General features: G+C 32.4%; 22 protein-coding genes. All 22 read right to left on the bottom strand.

The window, feature by feature from the left end:
• Position 1: 1 nt before the first annotated feature.
• Complete coding sequence (locus ACQY63_RS06925; RefSeq protein WP_428244924.1) at positions 2 to 2,776, bottom strand: CDP-glycerol glycerophosphotransferase family protein; 2,775 nt, start codon at positions 2,774 to 2,776, stop codon at positions 2 to 4.
• Between the two features lie 230 nt (positions 2,777 to 3,006).
• Positions 3,007 to 4,026, bottom strand: a complete 1,020-nt coding sequence (rfbB, locus tag ACQY63_RS06930; RefSeq protein WP_022164778.1) for a dTDP-glucose 4,6-dehydratase — start codon at positions 4,024 to 4,026, stop codon at positions 3,007 to 3,009.
• 156 nt (positions 4,027 to 4,182) lie between these two features.
• Positions 4,183 to 5,895, bottom strand: a complete 1,713-nt coding sequence (locus tag ACQY63_RS06935) for a S8 family peptidase (protein WP_428244925.1) — start codon at positions 5,893 to 5,895, stop codon at positions 4,183 to 4,185.
• A gap of 119 nt (positions 5,896 to 6,014) precedes the next feature.
• Positions 6,015 to 7,199 carry a leucine-rich repeat domain-containing protein gene (locus ACQY63_RS06940; RefSeq protein ID WP_022164776.1) on the bottom strand — a complete coding sequence of 395 codons (1,185 nt, stop codon included), beginning with the start codon at positions 7,197 to 7,199 and terminating at the stop codon, positions 6,015 to 6,017.
• A gap of 159 nt (positions 7,200 to 7,358) precedes the next feature.
• On the bottom strand, positions 7,359 to 8,402 hold the full coding sequence (locus tag ACQY63_RS06945) for a leucine-rich repeat domain-containing protein (RefSeq protein ID WP_022164775.1): 1,044 nt from the start codon (positions 8,400 to 8,402) through the stop codon (positions 7,359 to 7,361).
• A gap of 115 nt (positions 8,403 to 8,517) precedes the next feature.
• Positions 8,518 to 9,750: an MBL fold metallo-hydrolase gene (locus ACQY63_RS06950; RefSeq protein ID WP_022164774.1), complete on the bottom strand. Its 1,233-nt coding sequence runs from the start codon at positions 9,748 to 9,750 to the stop codon at positions 8,518 to 8,520.
• Between the two features lie 271 nt (positions 9,751 to 10,021).
• On the bottom strand, positions 10,022 to 11,521 hold the full coding sequence (gene clpX / locus ACQY63_RS06955) for an ATP-dependent Clp protease ATP-binding subunit ClpX (protein ID WP_022164773.1): 1,500 nt from the start codon (positions 11,519 to 11,521) through the stop codon (positions 10,022 to 10,024).
• A gap of 216 nt (positions 11,522 to 11,737) precedes the next feature.
• Positions 11,738 to 13,168: a S1C family serine protease gene (locus tag ACQY63_RS06960; protein WP_428244926.1), complete on the bottom strand. Its 1,431-nt coding sequence runs from the start codon at positions 13,166 to 13,168 to the stop codon at positions 11,738 to 11,740.
• 100 nt (positions 13,169 to 13,268) lie between these two features.
• Positions 13,269 to 14,600 carry an LCP family protein gene (locus tag ACQY63_RS06965; RefSeq protein WP_428244927.1) on the bottom strand — a complete coding sequence of 444 codons (1,332 nt, stop codon included), beginning with the start codon at positions 14,598 to 14,600 and terminating at the stop codon, positions 13,269 to 13,271.
• A 32-nt stretch (positions 14,601 to 14,632) separates the two neighbouring features.
• A complete protein-coding gene (galE, locus tag ACQY63_RS06970) occupies positions 14,633 to 15,655 on the bottom strand; it encodes a UDP-glucose 4-epimerase GalE (protein WP_022164769.1) in 1,023 nt (340 codons plus the stop codon).
• Positions 15,656 to 15,672: 17 nt separating this feature from the next.
• A complete protein-coding gene (locus ACQY63_RS06975; protein ID WP_022164768.1) occupies positions 15,673 to 16,938 on the bottom strand; it encodes a CdaR family protein in 1,266 nt (421 codons plus the stop codon).
• Entirely contained in the window at positions 16,913 to 17,797 is an 885-nt protein-coding gene (cdaA, locus tag ACQY63_RS06980) for a diadenylate cyclase CdaA (protein ID WP_022164767.1), read from the bottom strand. The genes ACQY63_RS06975 and cdaA overlap by 26 nt, the downstream gene beginning before the upstream one ends.
• 147 nt (positions 17,798 to 17,944) lie before the next feature.
• Positions 17,945 to 18,907 carry a hypothetical protein gene (locus ACQY63_RS06985; RefSeq protein WP_302689280.1) on the bottom strand — a complete coding sequence of 321 codons (963 nt, stop codon included), beginning with the start codon at positions 18,905 to 18,907 and terminating at the stop codon, positions 17,945 to 17,947.
• The gene (locus ACQY63_RS06990; RefSeq protein WP_302689279.1) at positions 18,907 to 19,344 is read right to left on the bottom strand and encodes a hypothetical protein; all 438 of its coding nucleotides are present in this window, start codon (positions 19,342 to 19,344) and stop codon (positions 18,907 to 18,909) included. Before ACQY63_RS06990 ends, ACQY63_RS06985 begins: the two co-directional genes overlap by 1 nt.
• A gap of 184 nt (positions 19,345 to 19,528) precedes the next feature.
• On the bottom strand, positions 19,529 to 20,125 hold the full coding sequence (locus tag ACQY63_RS06995) for a histidine phosphatase family protein (RefSeq protein WP_022164765.1): 597 nt from the start codon (positions 20,123 to 20,125) through the stop codon (positions 19,529 to 19,531).
• A 302-nt stretch (positions 20,126 to 20,427) separates the two neighbouring features.
• On the bottom strand, positions 20,428 to 21,282 hold the full coding sequence (locus ACQY63_RS07000; protein WP_022164764.1) for a cysteine ABC transporter substrate-binding protein: 855 nt from the start codon (positions 21,280 to 21,282) through the stop codon (positions 20,428 to 20,430).
• Between the two features lie 214 nt (positions 21,283 to 21,496).
• Complete coding sequence (locus ACQY63_RS07005; RefSeq protein WP_022164763.1) at positions 21,497 to 22,243, bottom strand: amino acid ABC transporter ATP-binding protein; 747 nt, start codon at positions 22,241 to 22,243, stop codon at positions 21,497 to 21,499.
• Positions 22,244 to 22,254: 11 nt separating this feature from the next.
• Complete coding sequence (locus ACQY63_RS07010) at positions 22,255 to 22,932, bottom strand: amino acid ABC transporter permease (RefSeq protein ID WP_022164762.1); 678 nt, start codon at positions 22,930 to 22,932, stop codon at positions 22,255 to 22,257.
• Positions 22,913 to 23,572, bottom strand: a complete 660-nt coding sequence (locus ACQY63_RS07015) for an amino acid ABC transporter permease (protein ID WP_022164761.1) — start codon at positions 23,570 to 23,572, stop codon at positions 22,913 to 22,915. Before ACQY63_RS07015 ends, ACQY63_RS07010 begins: the two co-directional genes overlap by 20 nt.
• A 450-nt stretch (positions 23,573 to 24,022) precedes the next feature.
• Complete coding sequence (locus tag ACQY63_RS07020; RefSeq protein WP_428244928.1) at positions 24,023 to 24,205, bottom strand: hypothetical protein; 183 nt, start codon at positions 24,203 to 24,205, stop codon at positions 24,023 to 24,025.
• The gene (locus tag ACQY63_RS07025; RefSeq protein ID WP_022164735.1) at positions 24,186 to 24,497 is read right to left on the bottom strand and encodes a hypothetical protein; all 312 of its coding nucleotides are present in this window, start codon (positions 24,495 to 24,497) and stop codon (positions 24,186 to 24,188) included. The genes ACQY63_RS07020 and ACQY63_RS07025 overlap by 20 nt, the downstream gene beginning before the upstream one ends.
• A gap of 237 nt (positions 24,498 to 24,734) precedes the next feature.
• On the bottom strand, positions 24,735 to 25,097 hold the full coding sequence (locus ACQY63_RS07030; protein ID WP_022164736.1) for a hypothetical protein: 363 nt from the start codon (positions 25,095 to 25,097) through the stop codon (positions 24,735 to 24,737).
• Positions 25,098 to 25,406: the final 309 nt, after the last annotated feature.

The following is a 25,406-nucleotide window of genomic DNA, read 5'->3' on the forward strand; positions in this document are numbered from 1 at the left end:
CTTAATCCTCTTTCAAAACTATATTTAATACTTTTTCACATGAATGTCCATCGCAATATTTTGCCATTTCATCACAAAAATCACGTAACTTACTATCATGTTCATAATCATATTGTTCAATATTTTCAATTGCATTTACTAAACTTTCATTGTCCTGCAATATTGGTCCTGGTAATGTATCCATTCCCACATACAACCCTCTTGTTTCATTAATATACTCATCTAAATCATAGGCATAGAACAAGATAGGTTTCTTTGCACTGGCGAAATCATAGAATACACTTGAATAATCAGTAATTAAAATATCAGCTATACATAACAATTGCATAATATCCTCTTCACCACTAACATTTAATAAGAAGTTTTTGTACTTATCATCTATTTCTAAGCTATCAGCAATTAAATGATGCAGTTTCACTAATACTACATATTCATCACCAAACTTTTCATACAACTGTTCCACATTAAATGGTAATTCAAAGTCATAACCTCTTACATAATCTCCCTGTAAGTCTCTCCATGTTGGTGCATAAACAATTACTTTCTTTCCTTCTATTGCCGGATAATCTTTATGCAGTCTTTCTACTGCAGCATCTTTTATCTTATCATTATAAAAGATATCATTTATAGGATATCCTTCCTTAATTAATGTTTTCTTAAATCTAAAAGCATTAACCAACTTTTCAGCACCATAGTCATTGTCTGCTAAGAAATAATCCCAATTCTGACTTTCTTTATACAAATTACCAAAAGCCTGTTTTTCAGGTCCCTCGCATTCGATATCAAATCCCAACTTTTTAAGTGGTGTGCCGTGCCATGTTTGAAGATAAATTGTTTCTTCTCTTTTCTTTTTAACAGGGAACAATATGTTATTTACCCAATATTTTGCTTTTGCCAAATAATAGAAATATTCTGAAGTTCCTCTTTCTACCAAAGTAACATTGCCCGGTATATTTTTGCTATCAGTATCAGGATATGCCCATACATACTTATATCCATCATACTTTGGATTACTTATCATATATTCGTATAAATATTTGGGATTTCCTGTATAATTCTTTCCTAAATTTGCTTCAAAGAAAATCAGCTTTTCGTCAACTTCCTCTGTCTTTAAAGTTTCAAAATACTTTTCTCTGCCTGTTTGGAATCTAATTCCTTTTTCACATTCGTCCTTTGACGTATAGTATATATTTAAGTTATATTGATTTTCACCTAAATAAAACGCCATCACTAATCCCTGATCTAATTCTTTAATATATAAATATCTTTCTTTTGTTGAATAATCCGCGAATTTCTTAACTAAAAATCCTGTTTCCTTAAATCCACCAACGTATTCTACACCCAATCTGAAGTTTAATCTTGCATTATAATACAAATATGGCAATAACTTGTCCATATCAATAATAACACTTCCCTCAACAATTCTTTCAGGTTTATCTATTGCTATATTATCAATTTGTATACTATTTTTTGAATAATTGTCTGTTAAATAGATATGTATTCTTTGAATCTTTGATAATAGTGAGCATACCTTAAAATTCAAAACAATGTTTCCGTTTTTCTCTTCTACATTGCAATCAGAGGTAAAGGTATTTGTACCTAAATCAAAATCATACTTTTCGCCATAAATATATTGATTATCTTTATTGCTAATTAACAAAATCTGTCTGTCAAAAAAAGTAAGAACATTGCCATATGCTTCTGATAATACGTAATCTTCTACATTTCTTGTTTTAGATTGAACTAACTTTAACCAGTTTGTTTCTAATTTCTTACTATTTTTTCCATATATCTCAAACTCAAATATATATCTGTCTATTAAATTTATTTCTCTATTCAAAAATTCATTTACATTATCAATTATTATTTGCTGTCCTATTTTGTACTCTGCAACTTTTTCTCTATCATTTGTTTTTAATGCTTTAATGTACAAAACAAACTTGTCGCATTTTTTTGCATCTTTGTTGAAGTTGATAATGAATTTGTTATCACTTGCCTCATATGAAATTCTTTCAATATATTTGTATGCAGGCTTTATATTCTGTATCTTCACCTTTAATTTACTTGGTTCAAATTTATAATTGTTATTATTTGAAGAAATATATATTTTCGAGAACTCTTCCCTTACAGACATCTTATTATTTGTTATGGATGTTGTGCTAACAGGATAATAAATTCCATTTCCAATACATACAACCTGTAATTCACCATATTCTTCAAAAAGTTCAGCATAATTATCTAGATTTATTTTTCCAGTTAAATCTTTATCAAAAATAACATTATACTCTTTATCTACTAATACGAACTTAATGTTATTTGATTTGTTATCAAGCGCATAAATTTTTGTATTAATTTCCAATGCATCTTCTAATGTTGAAAATTCAATTAAAACATATTCATTATCAGCTTTATTGTATGTTTTTCCACTAATCTTTAAAACTGCATCTTTTACTTCTATATTATCTAATTCTTCACCTTCAAAAGATGCTGTTTTTGAATATCCATTAACCAATGCTTTAAAATCATTGTTTCTTACTAATTTAAGAGTGCTATTGTTTAAACTAAGTCTTACCTGACCATTTTCACTTTCGACTTTATTGTTAGCTTTTCCCCAAACAAATGTCCATTGAGAATACTTGCTATTTTTGTTCTCAATAATAATATCTTCATTTTCAATGTATGCTACTAAGTGTGGCATCAAGTTTTCTCTTAATTTTCTACCAAATTTACTTTTTATTATTTTTAAGTAAACCTTTTTAATTACTCTCTTAATCATTCTTCTTCCCACTTCTATTTTATTATCTTTTTTAATACGCATATAAGCACATATCTAATGAATTATACCATATTTTAGCATTGTTTACAATGTCGCCAGGTTATAACCCAATGAATGATGTATATTATACTGTGACAAATATCAGTTTATGACCAACGCTCCTATAAGACAAAAAGATTAGCAGATTCTTTTGTAGTATCCGCTAATCCCTTAATATTTCTTATTATATGTTATCTATTCTCATACATTTCTTTATAATAATTCTGATATTCACCTGAAATAATTGTCTTCCACCACTCCTTATTATCTAAATACCACTGAATAGTCTTTTTAATTCCGTCTTCAAATTTTGTTTCAGGAAGCCAACCTAATTCATTATGGATTTTTGTTGGATCAATAGCATAGCGCATATCATGCCCTTTTCTATCTGTAACGTAAGTAATCAAGCTTTCAGGTTTTCCAAGCTCCTTGCATATAATTTTTACAATGTCTATGTTCTTCATTTCATTATGACCACCTACATTGTAAACCTCGCCTACTCTACCATTTCTAATAATTAAATCAATTGCTCGACAATGATCTTCAACATATAACCAATCACGCACATTTAATCCCTCACCATATACTGGTAAAGGTTTATCTGCCAATGCATTTGCTATCATTAATGGTATCAATTTTTCTGGAAAATGATATGGGCCATAGTTATTAGAGCAACGACTAATTGTCACCGGAAGTCCATATGTTCTATGATATGCAAGAACAAGTAAATCCGCTGCAGCCTTAGAGCTACTATATGGGGAACTTGTATGAATTGGTGTTTCTTCAGTAAAAAATAAATCAGGTCTGTCTAATGGCAAATCTCCATAAACTTCATCTGTACTTACCTGATGATATCTCTTTATTCCATACTTTCTACAAGCATCCATCATTACCGCTGTTCCCTTAATATTTGTATCTAAAAATACTTCCGGATTTTCAATTGAACGGTCTACATGTGATTCTGCTGCGAAATTCACAACTATATCAGGATGTTCTTCCTCAAATAGCTTATAAATCTCCTCCCTGTCACATATATCAATTTTACAAAAACGGAAATTAGGATTATCCATAACCGGTTCAAGTGTAGATAAATTTCCAGCATATGTAAGTTTGTCTACGCAAACAATTCTATCTTCCGGATGTTCTTTTAACATATAAAAAATAAAATTACTTCCAATAAACCCTGCTCCACCTGTCACAATAATTGTCATTTTATTTCCTCCAAAACATAATAATTTTCTCTTTAATCTTTTCATATTTTAACACGAATACTATTAAGTGGCAACACATCTTACATTATTAAAAAAGCACATAACTTACATTGTTTTGGAAAACTGCTCCTCTTGCTTTACCTGAAATCAGTCCATTTAACTTCTTGTTAATATAAGAAAACTGTTAAAAACATCCACCTCGCCGTACCCCCACTGTCTGTTTGGATAGTCTATATTCCTTTCTCGCCTTGCTCCCCTGATTAAATAATTCTTCACCGATATTCCATTCATATAAGGATCATTGCCATTTACAATTCCCCACTGAAACATTTGTGCGCAACAACCGGCAACCAAAGCTGTACTTACCGAAGTCCCTGTTTTTCTTGTAAAACCACCCTGTAGTATTGCCTCTCTTCCCACAGACGGTCCAAAAACATTTACCGCAGGTGCTACCATGTCAGGCTTCACTCTATCATCAATTGTAAAGCCCCTTCCGGATTTGCTGTAAATACTATTGGCAAAATTATCATATCCCCCTACCGATATAACTCCTGTGGCACTTGATGGAACTGTCAGCGTCGTGTCAGGATTAGGTTTTAGAAAATAAGTATCATTAACCATATACTGCCTTAAATTTGTCCATATATTAAACTCGCCATTAAGAATATTACTTCCATAAACTTTTATGGTCCAAATGCCTGGTGTTGGATTTATCACTCTCATAAAAATAAGTTCTTTTCCACTACCGAATTCCACAAGTTTGTAAAAAACCTCAATTACAGTATTTTCCAAAAGGAAACTTACTCGCTCACTTGTGCCCTTTCTTGAGGGGATTCTTGGAATGTTTTCTCCCAATGGAGAAGTAAATCCTACCGAAAAAATATCCGGGGAATTTGCCCACAATTCCAAAACAAAACCTCTGGCATTTTCACCTACCTGTATTTCCACATCGTCTGTTTCATCCTCTAAGATTTTCCCTTGATAGTGCAAACGTTCATTACTTTCATTTCCTGTAGGAACAACAACACATTCACCAATGTATTTTCCTAAATCGCTTAAAAATCTTGCCCCCGGTGTTCCTCCTGCCCTATCACCATTAGCACTCCCCAGTCCAAGCACAATTACAAGTGGCATATCATATTTAATCCTAAGGCTCCTTAAATAAGCTGCCGCCAGCATAATGTCATTTTCCTGAAAAGCAATTTCATCATTTTCAACTAAATAATATTCCTTTAAATATCTTTTTGCCGGTTTTAATTTAACCATGGCAATTACACTTTCCGGTGCACTTCCAATAAAATCCTGCTGCTCATTATAACTTCCGCAGGCAACACCAGCCAAAAAAGTTCCATGACCGTTTTCATCTGTATGGTTGACAATTTCCAACGGATTCTCATTTTCTAAAGCTTCGTTTATTTCCTCCATACCATATTCCGTTCCATATAAAAAACCTTCAGGTGGATTCCCGCTATTAACGGTTTGATCCCATATATTAATTATCCTTGTTCTTCCAACTGAATTTTTAAAAACATCATTTGTATACTCAATCCCCGTATCAATAAAACCAACTATCACGCCTCTCCCCGTCAGTTCAAAACCTGTCTGATTTTGCAGTCTTACTGCACCCGTTGCAGAAACGGAAGTAGAATCCATTAAGCCGTACAATTTTGGTATTGCCGTATAAGGATAGTCCCGTTGTTCAAAACTGTCTATGTTTTCCAAGTTCTCGTTTACTACAAAATATCTGTCCCCAATTATTTGCGGACAGTAGTCCCTGTATTGTTCAATTGCATTTTCTCCTCTACCATCAAACTCTACAATATAATCCCCATATTCCTCGGACATTATACGTTCTCTACAATCTGCCATTGTAACTCCCTACATAAATAATTCTTTACATTATATTTTCTAAAAAAACATTTATACATCCATATTTATGCGAAAAGAGCCATGGCAAATCACATTTGCCACAGCTCCATTGAATGTTTCTATTTAAATAGAAATTCATTAGTTTTGCTCCACTTTGTGTAAATCTTTTTCTTGCCCTTGTACTTATATGCTCTTATTTTTATTTTGCACTTAGCTGCTGTTTTCACTTTCAGCTTCTTGGCTGTTGCAGTTATCTGCTTTCCAAGTTTAGTGTAAGCACCGACATACTGAGCTTTCTGATTAACCTTCAAAGTCTTTTTGCTCTTTTTAGTTTTTCCATAAACTGTTACCTGTACCTGATAGCCTTTAGCTCCTGAAACTGCATTCCATGTTGTACCATATAACAAATATGGTTTAATCTTATTGAAGTTCGCCTTATATTTAATCTTAGTTGTGCTATCAAGTGCTTTCTCTTCAAGCTTTAAGCCCGGTTTCAAAGTGACACTGGCTATTTTTGTCTTATGGAAAGCTCCTGCTTTAATAGTCTTTACACTCTTTAAATCAATCTTCTTAAGTGCCACACAATTTTCAAAAGCCTGCTTACCGATATCAGTTGCTTTTTCTAAATTAATTGTTGTCAATTTTTGATTTCCATAGAAAGCCATTTCGCCTACAGTTGCAATCTTGTCACCTACTACTTTCTTCAAATTTGTACATTCAAGAAATGTAAGTTCTCCAACCTTAGTAACATTATTCAAATCAACTTCTTTTAACTTCTGGCAGCCACTGAAAATTGCATCGTCTAACTCAGTTATTTTTGCGGGTACCTTAAACTCTTCAATTTCACTTTTACGAAATGCTAATGCGTTGATTTTCTCAATATTATCATTTAAAGTAATATGACTGATTTTTGCATCGTTAAATGCATATTTCCCGATTTCTGTTACTTCCTTTGGTACTTCAAAAGTTCCTTCTTCATTCTTTGCTGCCGGATATAGTAATAGCTGTTTTCCATCTTTTGAGTACACAACACCATCTATTGATTTATATTTCGGATTATCCTCCGCCACAGTTACTTTGTCTAAATATTTCAAATGTGAATCAATGCTGTCACCATCAGGTAATTCTCCTGTATAATCCTTGTCAATATATAGCTTAGAATAAAGCACGTCATCTGTATTCTTTAAATAGTCGTTGATGTTTACTTCCTTGCCCACATATTTACTTGCCTTTACCATCTGTGGTTCAATAACTAATGCCAGTGCTAAAACAAATATCATTATTTTCTTCATATACTTCTTCATATTCAAGCCCTCCTCTCTACTACACTAAATTCATTTTATATTCCTTACTTCTACTAATAAATTGTCCGTCTGAAAATAAACTTACTTTTATTAAGAAGTTATTCATCTGCAAATAAGCTTTCTCCTATTAAGAAATTATTCTCCTGCAAATAAATTTTGTTAATCAACAACTGCATATTTGCTTCTATATGTGCTCCATTTTGTATAAACTTTTTTGTTTTTCTTAAGTTTATAGCCTCTAATTTTTACTTGGAAATTAATTATTTCACTGCCATTAATTTTTGCATTAACTTTAAGCACTTTCTTTTGTAATTTCTTGCTAAGCTTGTTACCCTTAAGTGTAGATTTAATGTAAACCTTATTTTTAGGAGCATTTTCATCAATTACTTTTATTGTTACCTGATAACCTTTTGCACCTGTAATTTTATTCCATCTCTTGTAGCTCAGAAGATATGGTTTAATGCTTGTAAAAGTTTTGTTGTAGTTTAATTTAACATTTGTGTCAAATGCCATCTTTCCAAGTTTCATGCCTGCCTTTAAATTAACTGATTTAATTCCTGTGCCACTGAATCCATATTCACCTATTTTCTTAATCTTACTAAGGTCAATTTTTTCAAGTAATTCACATGATTTAAAAGCATTGTCACCAATAACAGTTACATTATTTAAATTAACTGTCTTTAATTTCTTGCATCCACTAAAAGTTCCATCGTTAATCTTTGTCACATTTTTAGGAATAACAACATCCTGAATTTCAGTTAAAGCAAAAGCTCCTTCTTTAATTTCCTTAATATTGTCTGTAAATGTAATCTTACTTAATTTTGTTCCTGCAAATGCACCGTTCCAAATACTTTCAATGGTATCAGGTACAGTAAATTCTGAAAGTTCTTTTTGTTTTGGGTAACCATATAATCTCTTTCCGTCCTTTGATACTAAGGCTCCCTCAACAACTTTGTACTTTGGATTATCCTCAGATACAACAATGTTTTTCAAATTTGTCATATCAGGTATAGGTCCAATATAGTTTTCGTCCAAATACATTTGTGTATATGTTACGTTTTCTTCCATATTCTCAATGTTAGTAAGTTCCTCAACATTTTTTGTTTCTGCTGCTGATAACTTAAGCCCCCATTCTCCTGTTGCTGTTATTGCCAGTGCAAATGCCAACATAACAGATAACATTTTTTTAGTTACTTTTTTCATGGTCCTCTCCTCCTTCTTTTTATGTTTAACTATTATACGTAATGTAATACTATTTTATTGCAGTCATTAAAAGTTTTTTTATATTTTTTGCTTTTTTATTTCAACTTTCCTTTTTTTAATTTATATATGTAAATACTTGTGCACCATATGCTGTCGATTTTATACAACTACTTCCATATTTACTTTTCAAGAAAGTATTTCTATCAATAGCACCTGTTCCCCAACCATTAGTTCCATTTGCATCTGGTTCTTTTCTCGAATTAGATATAACAAATCTATTTGCCTTGAATCCATCAGTGTATTGACTTTTTATAGTATCGTTAAATGTAGACAAAATACCATGGTGTTGAATTTTTAAGTCATTTGCGGCCAATTGAACATTTTTATTTCCCATTTTTGCTCCTAGTTTTTGAAAGCGTTGTATCATTTCCATATACACATCACCTGTCAATAAAATTCTCTTGCCAGCAAAATCAATTCTACATAATATAGAACGGTTATTTTCAAACTTCGATGCATTCCAATTATTATCATCTGCTGTTTCTGTTAGTATTTTATACATATGCAGTGTTGCTGTTCCTATTTTTACTTTTACTGTTTTTGTTTCATTGTTTGCAACATTATCAATCTTACTACTGTCAGTGCTCAATGTAGGAATCACATCACAACTCCACTTAGACTTTATTTTGTCCTTAAAAGTTGAATATGATTGTGCTCCACATCCTGAATCAATAATTTTCCCATTCTTTCCAATAAATGGAGCATGTTTTGTATGTACTTTTGGTTCATAAAATTTACTTACTGTAATCTTGCTATTATCTGCAATATTGCAAAATCCTCCAAAATGATCCGCATGATGGTGTGTTAATACAGCACATTTTAAATTAATTTTACTAAGGCCTTTTCCTTTCATAAATTCATTCAAATATGTATTGCAATTATTTCCCTTTAGTCCCGCGTCTATTAATGCATACTCTCCATCGCATTCAATAAATATTGCGTCTCCTCTTTTTTCACCATTTGTTCCATTACCAATTGGTATAAAATGAATTTTCAGAGTAGATGAACTTGCTCTTGAATTGTTATTATAATTTGATACTTTCTGTTTTTCTTCGTTAATTGTTAAGTCAATATTTTCCTGTGCATTATCTGGTGTATTAAAGAACTCCTTTTCTATTCTGCTTAGATATTCTTCTTCCTCTAATTCTTCCGTTCTTTCCATCTCAAGAATATCTTTATTAGTAGTACTTTTTTCACTTGCATACACTTTCAAATTCCCGCTTGTTGTTATCCCAACTGTCATACACAACAGTGCTACAGCCATTACTTTAGTTTTTCTTCTTCTCATAGTTCTTCCTCCTTTTGGTAAAATCTTCACAAAAAAAACCACAATCTCTTTATAAAGGGACTGTGGTTAGGTTAATTTAGTATTACATATACTTTTTAATTATAAAATTCAAGCCTTTCACATCCCATTTTCTATTTCTCCGTTCACTTTTAATGTACTTAAATATTACCATTTTTTTCCATATATGCATACTCTTTTTTTATTATTTTCTTTTGTTCCAATAAGTCTCCACAATAAAAGACTGCCGCTAAGCGACAGCCTCCTTATTTTTTTATTCTATTAAATCCTGTCCACGCATTCCAATTTTAGGTCCGCCTGTTCCGTTAATATATTCCTCTGTTACTGTAACTGTTCCAATGTGTGGATCCTTTGGAATTTCGTACATTATATCCAACATAAATTCTTCAATAATAGATCTTAATGCTCTTGCACCTGTGTCTTTTTCAATTGCCTTTTTCGCAATTGTTTTAAGTGCTCCTTCTGTAAATTCAAGTTTTACTTCATCAAGTTCAAGGAGTTTTTGATACTGTTTAATAATAGCATTCTTTGGCTCTGTAAGAATCTTTACAAGCATTTCCTCGCTTAATCCATCTAAAGTAAATACAATCGGAAGTCTTCCAAGAAATTCCGGTATCATACCAAATTTTCTTAAATCTTCTCCTGTTACTTTTTTCATTACAGACTTATCATTGTCGTATTTGTCGCTTAAGTCGCCTAAGAAACCAATTGCTGATTGTTTGTTCAAACGTTCTTTAATAATACCCTCTAAATCAGGGAAAGCACCGCCACATATAAACAGAATGTTTTTTGTATTAACTGTTGCAAGTGGCACCATTGCATTTTTGCTTGTTGCACCAACAGGTACTTCCACTTCGCTACCTTCTAAAAGCTTCAACATCCCCTGCTGAACAGACTCACCACTTACATCACGACTTCTGGCTGAATCTTTCTTGGCAATCTTATCAATTTCATCAATGAAGACAATACCTGTTTCTGCTCTTTCCACATCGTTATCTGCTGCTGCAAGAAGTTTTGATATAACGCTTTCTATATCATCGCCAATGTATCCGGCCTCTGTAAGAGATGTAGCATCTGTTATGGCTAGTGGCACATCCAATAATTTTGCTAAAGTTTTAACCAAATATGTTTTACCACAACCTGTAGGTCCTATCATTAACATATTAGATTTTTCAATTTCGATTTCGTCCATTGTGTTTGTTGCAACTCTCTTGTAGTGGTTGTATACTGCAACAGACATTACTTTCTTTGCATAGTCCTGACCAATTACATAATCATCCAGTTTTTCTTTTATAATATGAGGTGCAGGAATTTTATTTATATCAAATATCGGTTTGCTTTCTTCACTTTTTTTCTTTTTCTTTAACTTCTGTTTATTAGGAATTTCCCTTTTAAAATCCTCAGGGTTCATCATGTGTATGCCCGGCATATTTAAAAGATTCTTCAAATCTTCATCACTAATTTTTACATTCATTCCCATTCCCATATTCTGAAAACTGTCAAAACTTTTCTGAAGGCAGTCTGCACATACACAAATGCCTCCCGGCATATCTATCATTTTACCTGCTTTGCTTTCAGGTCTTCTACATACATAACAAATTTTTTCATATTCATCTTCCTTGTTGTCTTCACTTTGAGAATTATTATCACTGCTCTGTTGTTCAGTTACTTTTTTATCAGCATTCTTATCCTGTGATTCATTAATTTCATTCTCATTTTTTTCAAGTTCTTTATCTAAATCCTTATCGCTCATATAAGTACCTCTCTTTTTGTCTTTTTCACCTATGGAGTTTATCACATTTTTTAATACAGAAAAAGACTAAGTTATTCATTTTTTTCTGAACTAACTTAATCTTTTTCCACATATGATATATTTAAATAATGAATTCTATTACCAACTCTCACTCAAGATGCAAGTTTCAATTAAATTCTAATAAGAAATTGTAAATTTGTGATTTCTCATTGTAATTTACTGCTCTGCCTGAGTTTCTGAATTTGTTACATCGCTTTTCTTTCCAAGTGTTACTGTAACTTCTTTTTCCTTGTAAGTTCTTCCACTTGCGTAGGCAATAGTAACTTTAATCTTTTCTCCCGGCTGGTAGTATTGAATAATGCTCTGAAGTGATTCCATTGAATCTACTTCCTGACCATCAAATTTTCTAATAATGTCACCAGACTGGATTCCTGCCTTGTCTGCAGGGCCGTTCTTTGTTGTTTCATATACATAAACACCTGTTGGCATCTGATATGCTTCTGAAATATCTGATGTTACATCATACTTACTTGTTATACCAAGATATCCCTGCTTGTCGACAGCTAATTTCTGTCTTGTTGTCTTTGTTTCAAGATTGCTGATGATGCTCTTAACTGATGTAATAGGAATTGCAAATCCCATTCCTTCTACACTGGCACTTGTTGATGAACCACTTGATGAATATTTTGCAACGTTTATTCCAATAACTTCACCTTTTGAGTTTAATAATGCTCCACCACTGTTACCACCGTTAATAGCTGCATCTGTCTGTAAAAGCTTCATTGTTTTATTTTCAATATTTGCTTCTCTATCCTTAGCACTAACGATACCTGTTGTAACTGACTGGCCATATCCTAATGCATTACCAATGGCAACAACGCCTTCGCCAACGCTTACCTTGTCTGAATCTCCTAATGTTGCTTTCTTAATTGTATTTAAAGTAGCCTTTGGTATATCTTTTAACTTAACTGCTACTACTGCAACGTCCTTAGTTGAGTCTGTTCCTTTAATATAACCGTCAACTGCCTTGTCTGAACTCATGCCATCAAACTGAATCTTTAAGCTGTCAGCACCTTCGATTACATGGTTGTTAGTTACGATTAATAATTCGCTATCTGTCTGGTCAACAATAATTCCTGAACCTGCTGCCTGCTGTTCGTATGTGCTACCTTTGCTGTTTCCATCACCGCCGCCAAAGTAATAATCATAAATTGAATCATAATTATTTGACTGCATAACTGTTGTACTTGTAATTGCAACAATTGATGGCATTGTGTTACTAACCACTTTTGATACATCTGTTACAACAACTGAACCTGACGTACTTGATGAATCTGAAGTATCAGTAGAATTAGTTGATCCTATATCAGCATACTTCTCAGCAGTTGTTTCCTTTGTTGATGAAATATTTGTTGTCCCTGAGTTTACGCCTAAAATAAAAGTAATTGCTGCAGTACATCCAACTATAATAACTACTGCTGCTACAGCTATTATTACTGCTATCATTCCTTTATTATTTTTTTTGTTGTTCTGTCCATTATTTTGGTTGCTGTCCTGGTTGTTATAATAATTATTGTTATCCTGATTCTGATAGTAATTATTATTGTCACCGTTTTCATAATATCCGTTTGTATTCTGCTCTGACATGGTAACCAATCTCCTTTCACACTTTATTGTTTATCGTATATCTAGAAGTATAAAGTCGATATGTGATTATTTTGTGTTTTAAATGTTAAAATAAAACGTTTTAGTAAAAATCACTTTTTCCTTTGTCATCATATTCAAAGCTACTTTCAGTTGTTTCCGGCTGCTTGCCATCTTTAGAAGTAGAAGTTCCATCTACTTTTTCTGTTGGATTAAATCCTGCGCTGTTTTCACTAATTCCTGTTTTTGAAGTTACTGCATAATCTACAGAATTAACATTCTCTGTAGGAACATAATTCTTTTCACCATAAAGATACTCATGCAATTTAGAAACATTATTGCTTAAACCACTTGCCACAACATAACTTGTGCCATCAAATGTTCCTGTCTGTAATGTTGATGGGAAACCTGTACTTCCTGACAACTTAAAATCAAAAATGATTGGTAACAAATTAACAATTTCATCAAATTTAAAACTTGTTGTAATAATCTGTCCCTTTGCATTTTTATCATTTAATACTGTTTCAACCATTCCCTGAAGTTCGCTTACGCCGGCTTTTTTAGCTTTTTCTACTAATTTTTCCATTACAGAACGCTGACGTGCTGCTCTTCCGAAATCGTCTGAAACAGGTTCGCCTGTCTTTGGATCGTAGAATGTTGCTTTTCGTATTCTACAATATGTTGTTGCCTGTATTCCATTTAACTTAATATTTTTTCCGCTGTGTGCAACCTGTGGTGCATACCGACCTGTTGAGCTAATTGTACTCTTTAAATGGTGGTTAAGCTGTGCAAGTTCATCGTCAGTTAAATTAACTGTTATACCACCTAATTTTGTAATGATGTCTGCAACTCCACCAAAGTTAACTGTTACATAATCTTTCAAATCCAAATCTAAATTCAAATTCAAAGTGTTAATGGCTCCTTCCGGACCACCGTAAGAATATGCTGAATTAACTTTGAAATATTGGTTAATTGTTCCTGTCTTGTCACAAATTCCAAGCATTGTGTCTCTGTAAACAGATACCATCTTAACTTCTTTTGTTGTGTTGTGAATACTAACAATTAAAATAGAATCACTGTTTGATGTGTCAACTTCACCTTCTCTTGAATCTACACCAAACAAAACAAAGTTTGTGTATTCCTGTGAATAGTTGTATTTTAATTTGTTAGTCTTTAAATTCTTGCTGTTAAAATTCTTATCTAATACGCTGTCTGCATACGCCTTGCTTCCCATCCAGGATATAAACTTCTTTCCTATAGAAGTTGTTGCTGCTGCTTTTACCAATTCTGTTTTAACACCTGGTACAAACATAACCACTGCAACTGAAATAAAAATTATTCCAAAAATCACTTCTAAGGTAGTCATTATTCTTCTGAATATCTTTAGTTTTTTTAATTGTTTACCTGGATTTTTAATAGTCTTATTAGAACTCACCGGCTTTCTCCTATCATATGTTTTTTATTTATTTATTTATCATTATATCCATTTGGATTCTTTTTCTGCCAATTCCATGAATCTTCGCACATTTCCTTGATTCCGTTTTTAGCTTCCCAGCCAAGTTCTTCCTTAGCTAATGTTGCATCTGAATAACATTCAGCAATATCGCCTGCTCTTCTTGGTGCAATTACATACGGAATTTCTTTTCCTACAGCCTTACTTACATTGTTAATTACATCAAGTACGCTGTATCCTTTTCCTGTACCTAAGTTGTAAATCTTAAGACCAGGATTTTCTTCAATCTTCTTAATTGCCTTAACATGACCGTCTGCTAAATCTACAACATGGATGTAATCTCTTACGCCTGTGCCATCAGGTGTTGGATAATCATTTCCAAAAACATTAACCTGTGGCAACTGACCAATTGCAACCTTCATTACATAAGGCATTAAATTGTTTGGTATACCATTTGGATCTTCACCCATTAAGCCACTCTTATGTGCACCAATTGGATTAAAGTAACGAAGTAAAATAACATTCCATTCAGGATCTGCTTTCTGAATATCTGTTAAAATCTGCTCAAGCATTGACTTTGTCCAACCATAAGGATTTGTACACTGGCCCTTTGGACATTCTTCTGTAATAGGTACTTCTTCAGGATCACCGTAAACTGTTGCTGATGAGCTGAATATAATATTCTTAACACCATATTCTCTCATAACTTCACACATATTTATTGTTCCTGAAATATTATTCTTATAATATTCTAATGGCTTTTCTACAGACTCGCCTACTGCTTTTAAGCCTGCAAAATTGATTACTGCAAAAATTTTATTTTCTTCAAAGATTTCTCTCATCTTTGGCTGGTCTGCAACATCTGCCTCATAGAATTTTACGTCTTTTCCTGTAATCTGTTTAACTCTGTTAAGTGATTCCTTTGAAGAATTACTTAAATTGTCCACAACTACTACATCATAACCTGCATTTAATAATTCAACACAAGTATGACTTCCAATATAACCTGCGCCACCTGCTACTAAAATTGTACTCATAAAACCTTTCCTCCTGTTTACTCTTTACCGGTTGCTGTAACATCTTTTTCTTTAATTTCAACCGGTACCTTTACCTCTTCAGTTACAATTACTTTGTCAGGTAAAGTTAGCTGAACTACAACATTATGTTTTCCTGTTGCTAACTTTTCTACATTGATAGTTGCCGTAATATCACTTGTTTTTAGTTTAGATATTGCATCACTATCACCCTGCACTGTGAACTTAACACTATCTAATACCTTAGCGTTAGTATTATCTTCATTTATAATTTTAATATTTGAAGATTTTATAGTAATTTTCTTAGTTGCTAATTTACTTATTTCTATTTCAACTGTAACGTTAGAACCATCTGAAATAGTTACTCCTTCAGGAATGTATTTTGTTAAATCAATAGTTTTTGAATAATTTTCAGTTTCTTTTGATATATCAATATCATCACTTAATGTTATCTTATCAATTGTAGCTAACACATCACTGCTACCAACTAACTTAACTTTGTTTGTTGAAAGCAAGGTGCTCTTTACTTCATAGCCTTCAGGTGGATTGCCAATTTTTCCAAGTTCAACAGGTACTTCTTTTTCCTGGGCAATATCTACTGTTACCTCAACTTTTTTGCTGGACATTGTTACATGACCTGTTTTGATAACATTACCATCATTGTCATACATAACTAATGGGCATTTCTTTGTAAAGGTTGTACTATTGCCTTCTAGTTCACATTCAGCCACTACCTTTGAAATATTCTTCAATATTGAAGTAGGTGCCTTAATAGAAATAGTATTCTTTGAAAGGGTATAACCATTTGCTACATAGCCTGAAGCAGCACTTCCGCTATACTCAACATGAACATCAAAATTCTGCTTTTCTATCTGTTCAACATTAACCATCAAAGTTTGCATAGACTGTTTCTCAATGGTCACTTTTCTGGCAATTGAGCCCTGCTTAGCTGATACTTCAATTGGAACTGAATTAACTTTTGATAGTTCCTTTAAAGAAGCAATAGCCTTAAAATCATCTGCTGATAATTTTCCAACAACAGATCTTTTGCCTGAAATAGTTATGTTTACATATTTATTGTTTTTAACTTCATATACCATATCCAAATCACTAATAGCCTCTTCATGTGTCACCGTTACCGGTACACCATATATAACTACAGTTTTTTCAGGGTCAGTTATATTTATTACAGTAAGCCAAATTAATGTGGCAATAATCACCGCAACAATTTTAACGCCTACATTATGTGTTAATGATTCTTTAATCTTCATGATCATTTTTTTCATTGCGGTCCCTTCCTTTCCAAAATTTCTTCTTATCTTTTGTTTCAACTTTGTCCTGGGCCTTTATTAATTCATTTTTCAATACTGCGGTGTCTGCATATCTTATAAGCTTGCCATCTCTTGCAATGGAAATACTACCATTTTCTTCAGACACAATAATAACAACACAGTCACTAACTTCGCTTAAGCCTAGTCCTGCTCTATGTCTTGTACCTAAATCCTTGCTTAAGGATATGCTGTCTGATAATGGCAAATAACATGTTGCCGCTGTAATTCTGTCTCCTTCAATAACAACTGCACCATCGTGTAATGGTGTGTTCTTCTCAAAGATATTTACAAGCAACTGGCTTGTAATTCTTGCGTCCAGTCTGATTCCTGTTTCAATATACTGGCTTAAGTCGTGATCTCTTGAAATTACCATCAACGCTCCAGTTTTTACCTTTGCCATTTCGAGAGTTGCTCTTGTAATTTCTTCGATTGTCTTGTCACTAAATCTCTCACCTTCTAAATTATTTCCTAATTTGAACAATTTGAAGAATACATTTTTCTTTCCTAATTCTTCCAACGCTCTACGAAGTTCAGGCTGGAAAATTATTACAATTGCTATTATTCCTGCACTTAATGTTTTATTTATAATCCATTGAAGAGTTGTGAGGTGGAAAATAGTTGTTATTACCATAAAAATAACAATCATAAAAATTCCCTTTAGTAAAGTCCAGGCTCTACTTTTTCTAAACCATAAGATTACATAATAGCAAAGTACGGAAATAATGACAATTTCAAAAATATCACTTGGATATATCTCCGGAATTGTAAGATATTTTTCAAAAAAATTATGTATATAATCTAATGCTGTTCCCACTGTTCTCTCCTTTCTTCTTATTCAAAACCAATAAATATCTATATTATTACTTAATTATACTTTTCCACCAACATATTTATTTCACTTAAATATATTTATTTTATGAAATATAAGTAAACTTTTTGCTGTCCCATAAAAAGTATTAAATTAAGCTCTCTTGTTTCCTTTTCCTTTTTTTCTTCTTTGAGCATTGATTCTCTTTACATTCATCTCAGGTGCTGCCACATTCATCTTTGGTACAGCCTTAACGTAATAGTAATACTCATCATCTTCAAACTGTGTATGCTCAGTTCTTGAATAGTCCACTGAAAATACAAAGAACTGCACTACAAAGGCAATCACCAATGAAATAAGTGTTCCGATGACCGTCCATGCAACTGAATTGTCATTTTTTAAGACTAAATTGCCAACTAAAATAACAACAAATTCAAGCACACTTCCCGTAATTATGGCAATTGTCCACGCATTGTCAATTGATAATCTTTTAATTGAATAAACTACCAATGTTGTAATTGTAAAGGCTATAATTGCCAAAATCATTTCAGTGTTACTGTTAATCATATTAATAATTGAATTAATGTTTGCAGTGCTTATTGCTCCCCTTGAGCTTCCTGTTAAAGCAGAAAGATTCTCACTAATTATATAAATTATATAGTAGATAATTGTTCCAAATATAACCGAAACAACTGCTGCCGGAGTACAAACCAAACCGGCAATAATAGGTACTATATAAGGGATTTTTAAGAAAAATGCCAAAGGCACAAATACTAAAAGCATCCCCTGTTTTGGTGAAAATCTGAAAAATAGCAAAAACATAATTATCATTATGATTGCAACCATACCACCAAGTTCCACAGATACTGCAAATATATTCATAACTATATCCACAGCCAAAACTAAAGTAATGGTTCCCCAAGGAAGGAATGCGCATATAACAGCTACGCCAAGCACTACAATCCATGAGGATAACAAATCCATATAACCTACGTTTGCCTTTATAAGTAGTAATGAAATCAATCCGGCAAGGAATCTTATAATTGGTCTAACTACAAATTCATAACTACCATAAAAATTTTTAATCTTCTCTTTTAACTCAATAAGGGATGTCATTATTCTTCCCTGCCTCCTTCTTCTAATTCATTAATAATCGCATCATATTCTAACTCTTGTATTCTATGGAGTGTTTTCAAATCTCCGTTGTATTCTTTAAGGTTCTTTCTTGTTTTCCTAAACTTATGTGAAAAAAATGCATAACTAAACATCATGTACACCACAGTTGCTGCAATGTAAACAATTACTAAAACAGTAACCAATGCTATTATTTTTCCTGTAGTTGTCAGCGTGGATATCATTCTGTCTGAGCTGTACATAATCCATAATGCTAAGCAAAGTAAGTAAGCAAATGTTATACAAAAAAATGAACTTACCATTTTTAATAACATATAATCACTTTTAAAATACTTGCTTGATTTTATTTCTTTTTTTCCATTTTTCTGTTCGTATAGTGACAATTTTGTCATTAAAGTAATTTTTTCGTTATTTAACATACACCTTATACCTCAGCATTTTTTCAAATAGGTACAAAAACCCATAATTATTTTCTATTTTAGCATAAGCCTCTTTTTAGTGCAACAAATAAGCGTATCAAAAGATCAATCGCCATTACTAACTTAATAACAGTTACCTTTTAGTACGCTTATTTTTTCTTAATTTCATATTTCTTTTTTAATTTTATATTTCGCCTATTTTTTCATAACCATTTTCATCTAACTTAACAATGATGATACCACAGTTTTTCTGCAGACCGCCACTCCAATATTCCTTAATAGGATGATTTAAAACATGACACATTATTCCTTTATTCATTGCGCCATGCCCTGCAATAAGAACATTGCTTAACTTATCTTTCTGTGGCTCAATAATTTCTTCCATAAACTCTTTGGTTCTCTTGCACACATCATGTAGCGACTCTCCACCTTCCGGTGGCTGATAATTGCCCGGGTCCTCGAAAAATTTGTATATTGGACTGTTCTTATCTTTCTTTAACTCCAAGGAACATTTTCCTTCATTAATTCCAAAGTTCACTTCTCTTAATCTGTCGTCCTTAATAATCGGTATATCCCTATCACCTCTTAGTATACAGGCTGTTTCGTAGGCTCTTTTCAATGGTGAACTGTACACAATGTCGAAGTCAACATCTGCTATTTGTTTTGCTCTCTCGTATGCAATCGCTCTACCGTCATCGCATAATTCAATATCTTTGCTTCCCTGAAGTAGTCTTGACTTGTTCCAAATTGTCTCGCCATGTCTTGCAATATAAATATTCATTTCTGTCATCTCTTTTCTGTTAATTTTGTCAATTATAATCCTAAATATTCTTTAGCACCAATATTAATTCATTTGTAATTTCGTATATTTGTCATTGTTAGTAATTTAACCAATTTTTATTGTATATTCTTTTTTGAATTTCTCTTTTGCGTAAATCCATTGTTCATATACAATAATATATAGCATAAATAGCTTTTTTTCTATACATTAGTCTACATAATTTTTTCCATATATACAATAGTGGTGATGTTATTTTCTAACACCACCACTACTTATTACTTAATATAATTTTAATTGCTAATTTATTCTACTTTTCCACCTTCAACAACAAGGTCGTCAGGATTTACCTGGTCACCATATACAGGTTCAAGTGTTTCCTTGTAATCCTTGTGGAAGAATTTTTCTTTTGCTAATGCCTTTGTTTCATCGTTAAGCCATTTTAATAATGAGCTGTTACCCTTTGATACAGCAGGTGCAATTGTCTGAGTTTCTCCAATTGACTGAACTCCTACAGAGAAGCCTTTGTTCTTAAGAGCCCAAGCTAACACTTCTGTGTTATCTGTTGACATTGCATCTCCTCTGCCGTCTAATAAAGCATTGTAAGTCTCTGTATACTGGTCAAATTTTACTAACTGTACATCAGGGTAATTCTTTTCGAAGTAAGCTTCTGCTGTTGTTCCCTTTGCAACAATAAGTTTCTTGCCTTTTAAATCATCAACTGACTTAATAAGTGCCTTGTCTGGTGATACAACACCTAATGCAACTTTCATGTATGGAAGTGCGAAATCAACTGACTCTGCACGTTCATCTGTTACTGTAAAGTTTGCAAGTGTAATATCAACCTTACCTGTCTTTAAATATTCAACTCTGTTAGCTGCTTCTGTTGAAACAAATTCTAACTTAACGCCTAAGTCTTTTGCTATTCTCTTTGCAAAGTAAATATCGTATCCCTGATACTCACCTTTTTCATCTACGTAACCGAATGGGTTCTTGTCGCTGAATACACCAATTTTGATTGTGCCGCTTTTCTTGATTTCATCAACTGTACGGTAAACCTTACCGTTGTCTGTTTTTGCATCATTCTTTGAACCGCATGCTGTTAATCCTGTTACAACTAAAACTGTTGCTAATGCTAATGCTAAAATTTTCTTCTTCATAATTCTCTCTCCTTTTTGTTATTAATTTTTTTATTTTATAAAAAAACTGTATCTATTTCCACGTACCAATTGCCTAATTATAAGAAAGTGCTTGGAGCCCGTCGGTTCATCAAGGCAGCGTAGTCGGCTTGATAGAACCGCTACGAGGGGTCAGCAGCGGGAGCGTGCTTTCGATAATTATGCAATTGGTACGTGAAAGATGGTTACAATTTATTTATTCAAAAACAAATGTGTTTAGGAATTTTCCTGCACGTTCTGTTTTCGGATTGCTGAAGAACTCTTTTGGTTCTCCTGTTTCTACAATGTTTCCTCCATCTAAGAAAACAATCTTATCTGCTACAGCTTTCGCAAATTCCATTTCGTGAGTAACGATTAACATTGTTGAACCCTGTTTTGCAAGTTCTAACATAACGTCTAATACTTCTCTAACCATTTCAGGATCTAATGCTGCTGTAACTTCATCAAATAAAATTATTTCAGGATGCATTATTAAAGCTCTTACAATGGCTACTCTTTGCTTTTGTCCACCTGACAACTGTCTTGGATATGAATCTTTCTTATTTAAAAGTCCAACTCGATCAAGCAACTGTTCAGCTTCTTTGATTGCTTCCTGCTTATTTCTTTTTTGTGCTTTCACAGGTCCTAATATTACATTATCAAGAACTGTCATGTGTGGAAATAAGTCATAGCTTTGAAATACCATACCTATTTTCTGTCTGACCTCTCTCCAGTTTGCTTTTTTACCTGTGATTTCGTTACCGTCTAATAAAATCTTTCCTGACTGAATTTCTTCAAGACCATTGATACATCTGAGAAGTGTACTTTTTCCACATCCTGATGGTCCTATTAAAACAATAACGTCTCCTTTATATACATCCAGTGATACTTTATCTAACACCGGGCCATTACCATAATCTTTTACTAAATCCTGTATTTCTAACAGTTTCTCTTTTTCACTCAAATCTTTTCACCTTAATCCTTCCATTTTTTCTCAAGTCTGCCTGCCAACAATGAAATAGGCCAGCAAACAATAAAATATAGAAAAAATATTGTTCCATAAATCCACAAAGCTGCATCCGGTGCTGTGTATCTGTTTGCCTCAATAATCTGCTGTGCAACCTTCATTACTTCTACAACGCCAATTAAAACAATTAAAGAAGTTGTTTTAATCATTCTTGTTGTAAGGTTAATTGCTAATGGAATTAAACGTCTCAATGTCTGTGGAATAATAATATATCTGTAAATCTGTATTTTGTTTAATCCAATAACCTCACCACTTTCATACTGATGCTTTGGAATTGATATTAATGCACCTCTTACTAAATCTCCCATTTCAGCAGTTCCCCAAATTGTAAATACAATTATTGAAGATGCTTCCCCTGATAAATTTATTCCGAAAGATTTTGTTAAACCGAAATAAACTAAAAACAGTAAAACAAGCTGTGGCATAATTCTTACAAATTCCAAATAAATTTTTGTTAAGGCTTTTGTAACCGGGTTCTTAATTGTCATCACCATTCCAAGAAGTACACCTAATATAATTGAAAGTACAACTGAAATTAATGAAATTCTAACTGTAACCCAAAGTCCTGAAAGAAGTCTTGCAAAATTGTCACCCATAAAGAGGACTCTAATTCCCAAATCCTGCATATCTTAATCTCCTTTCAAGTATTGTAGCAATAATTGATATAGGTAATAACAAAATTAAATATGCCACTACCAACATTAATAATGCTTCATCTGTTTTATAGTAAAGGGCTATAAGGTCTTTTGCCACATACATTAGGTCTGCCAGTGCTACTGCACTAAACACTGATGTTTCCTTAATAAGAAAAATAATGTTTGCGCAAATTGCGGGTACCGACACTGACATCGCCTGTGGAATTATGATGTTTTTCATAATCTGTGGCTGTGTAAGACCTATGCTTAACCCTAACTCTAACTGTGTCTTGTCAACTGATTCCAAACCACTTCTAAAACTTTCAGCCATGTAACTGCCACCTAAGAATCCAAGACCTACAATGGCACATGTTACTGAATCAAGTACAATGCCTGCCTTTGGCAAGCCAAAGTATAATAAAAATAACTGTACAATAAGTGGTGTATTTCTTGATAGCTCTATATAAATAGAAACTATTCTTTTTAATACAGGAACTTTATAATATTGTATATTTGCACAAATAAGTCCTACTACTACGGAAATTATAATTCCCACAACAGCTATGCCTAAAGTTAATTTAGCTGCTTCAACATACATAGGTATATATTCTTGTATAAATTCAATATCCACTGTTAAACTTCCTTTCTCTTTATTGTTTTTATTGCATATCTGAATAGTATGATTTATCTGCATAAAAATTGGGAAGTTTAATTATAACTTCCCAAGATTGTGATCATATTTATTTGACAAATTAGTTTCTAATTTCTGACAAGTACAAATAAGGTATGACATAATCCTGGTGACAACACATCATACAACAACAGCAACTATTATTAATTAATGTATTCACTGTACTCATCAAAATTTCCTCCTAACTAACTTACTTACAAAATTAATGTAGATTATAAAGAAATTCTCTTTTGAAATTTATATTCTGCATTGTGGATTACCTTAGCAGATGCATCACCTACTTTGACCAACCACTATATTTTATACAAATATCAATAAAAAATCAATTCCTTTATTTCCTATCAACTATATAGGATTATAATATCATAGTTCTACTTTGTCAAGAAAATATTAAAAAATTGGTGTAATCTCCTGAACTTTTATAAACTGCTTAATAAGCCTATACAGTTTGGGGCTTAAAATTATCTTTTGTTCCCCATCATAATACTGTAGTGTTTTGTACATGTCATATTCTGAAAAATCTATAGCCGAATCCACAACTATATGTTCATGACTATTTCTTTTTTTGTACATAAGTTTTCTTAGGTCTTAATAGAAAACACTTTGCTCTCTCCAATTCAGCAGTAGTATACTCATTAATGTATTCTATATGTAAATCTACACACCGCTTATTCCTAGCGAACTTCAATACTTGAGAATATATCTCATTAGCTGTGTCCAACTTGTAATAGAAGCCCAAAACCAAACCACCATCCCCCACAATGTAAGGTTTTAATTTTTCACGTAGTTCTTTCTCCTTTTTAATTTTTCTTCTTCCCGCTTTTTCCTTGTAAAAAGTTATGGAAAGTTTTACATATTCTCTCATTAAATGAATTCTCCTATAATTTAATAATTCTTTTTTATCCACTTTTTGGACAATTTTCCTAATTTAGGCATGTCTTTATAAACTGTGTTTGATACCTTTTAATTTGTTAGATTAATACCTAAACTCTTTAACTTTTCATCAATGTTTTACTTATATACAGAAAAAACGACATAAATGTCGCTTTTTCCTACACATGAATATTAAATTGTATTTTTCTCAAAAATGTAATGTTACAATCTAAGCGTTTCTTTTCTTTAAATTCAAGATTAAGCAATAAATACTATCAATTATAATAACACATGTTGCTACAATTCCCAAAAGCATTGTGCCATGATGAATGTACTGAAATACGGTATAGCCGAAATTGATAACTGCAATTATAAATTCAACTATAAGTGCAATTTTGCTTTTGCTATTTACCTTTACACTTAATTCAATAAAAATTGCAATTACCACAATAGCCCCAATAACAGAAAACCAAAATGGTTTAATATTATATGTACTATTGGCAACTTTAATAAATTTGCCAATGACATTATTTGTTAAATCTGCAATTATAAGCGAAATGATTGCTATAATTGTCTTTATGTACTCTTTCATTTTTTCCTCCTACTCCTATGTTTAAAAATAATGTGTTACTCATACATTTATCTCATTATACAACTAATACAATACAACTGTACTCGCCAAATTTCAATGTATATATTTTTTATTTCAAAATATAATTACATTAATAATATATTTCTATTTTAATATGCTGCTAAAACAGGATTACATTGTAGTGAAACTTTCCATTTTCCTGTCCCTCTCTTTAATGTAACAAATTGTGTTGCTCCTACCTCCGCACTGTCAACTGCAACTGCTCTCCATTTTTCAGGTAACTTGACAACCTTACTATATGGTGTCTTT

The sequence above is a fragment of the Eubacterium sp. Marseille-QA0814 genome (assembly GCF_965119675.1).
Classification (GTDB): Bacteria; Bacillota; Clostridia; order Lachnospirales; family Lachnospiraceae; genus Eubacterium_G.

Bases quoted from the DNA above. Each gene is read 5' to 3' on its own strand.
- ACQY63_RS06925 (WP_428244924.1), bottom strand. From the start codon at position 2,776: ATGATTAAGAGAGTAATTAAAAAGGTTTACTTAAAAATAATAAAAAGT.
- rfbB (WP_022164778.1), bottom strand. From the start codon at position 4,026: ATGACAATTATTGTGACAGGTGGAGCAGGGTTTATTGGAAGTAATTTT.
- ACQY63_RS06935 (WP_428244925.1), bottom strand. From the start codon at position 5,895: ATGGCAGATTGTAGAGAACGTATAATGTCCGAGGAATATGGGGATTAT.
- ACQY63_RS06940 (WP_022164776.1), bottom strand. From the start codon at position 7,199: ATGAAGAAGTATATGAAGAAAATAATGATATTTGTTTTAGCACTGGCA.
- ACQY63_RS06945 (WP_022164775.1), bottom strand. From the start codon at position 8,402: ATGAAAAAAGTAACTAAAAAAATGTTATCTGTTATGTTGGCATTTGCA.
- ACQY63_RS06950 (WP_022164774.1), bottom strand. From the start codon at position 9,750: ATGAGAAGAAGAAAAACTAAAGTAATGGCTGTAGCACTGTTGTGTATG.
- clpX (WP_022164773.1), bottom strand. From the start codon at position 11,521: ATGAGCGATAAGGATTTAGATAAAGAACTTGAAAAAAATGAGAATGAA.
- ACQY63_RS06960 (WP_428244926.1), bottom strand. From the start codon at position 13,168: ATGTCAGAGCAGAATACAAACGGATATTATGAAAACGGTGACAATAAT.
- galE (WP_022164769.1), bottom strand. From the start codon at position 15,655: ATGAGTACAATTTTAGTAGCAGGTGGCGCAGGTTATATTGGAAGTCAT.
- ACQY63_RS06975 (WP_022164768.1), bottom strand. From the start codon at position 16,938: ATGAAAAAAATGATCATGAAGATTAAAGAATCATTAACACATAATGTA.
- ACQY63_RS06985 (WP_302689280.1), bottom strand. From the start codon at position 18,907: ATGACATCCCTTATTGAGTTAAAAGAGAAGATTAAAAATTTTTATGGT.
- ACQY63_RS06990 (WP_302689279.1), bottom strand. From the start codon at position 19,344: ATGTTAAATAACGAAAAAATTACTTTAATGACAAAATTGTCACTATAC.
- ACQY63_RS06995 (WP_022164765.1), bottom strand. From the start codon at position 20,125: ATGAATATTTATATTGCAAGACATGGCGAGACAATTTGGAACAAGTCA.
- ACQY63_RS07000 (WP_022164764.1), bottom strand. From the start codon at position 21,282: ATGAAGAAGAAAATTTTAGCATTAGCATTAGCAACAGTTTTAGTTGTA.
- ACQY63_RS07010 (WP_022164762.1), bottom strand. From the start codon at position 22,932: ATGCAGGATTTGGGAATTAGAGTCCTCTTTATGGGTGACAATTTTGCA.
- ACQY63_RS07020 (WP_428244928.1), bottom strand. From the start codon at position 24,205: ATGTACAAAAAAAGAAATAGTCATGAACATATAGTTGTGGATTCGGCT.
- ACQY63_RS07025 (WP_022164735.1), bottom strand. From the start codon at position 24,497: ATGAGAGAATATGTAAAACTTTCCATAACTTTTTACAAGGAAAAAGCG.
- ACQY63_RS07030 (WP_022164736.1), bottom strand. From the start codon at position 25,097: ATGAAAGAGTACATAAAGACAATTATAGCAATCATTTCGCTTATAATT.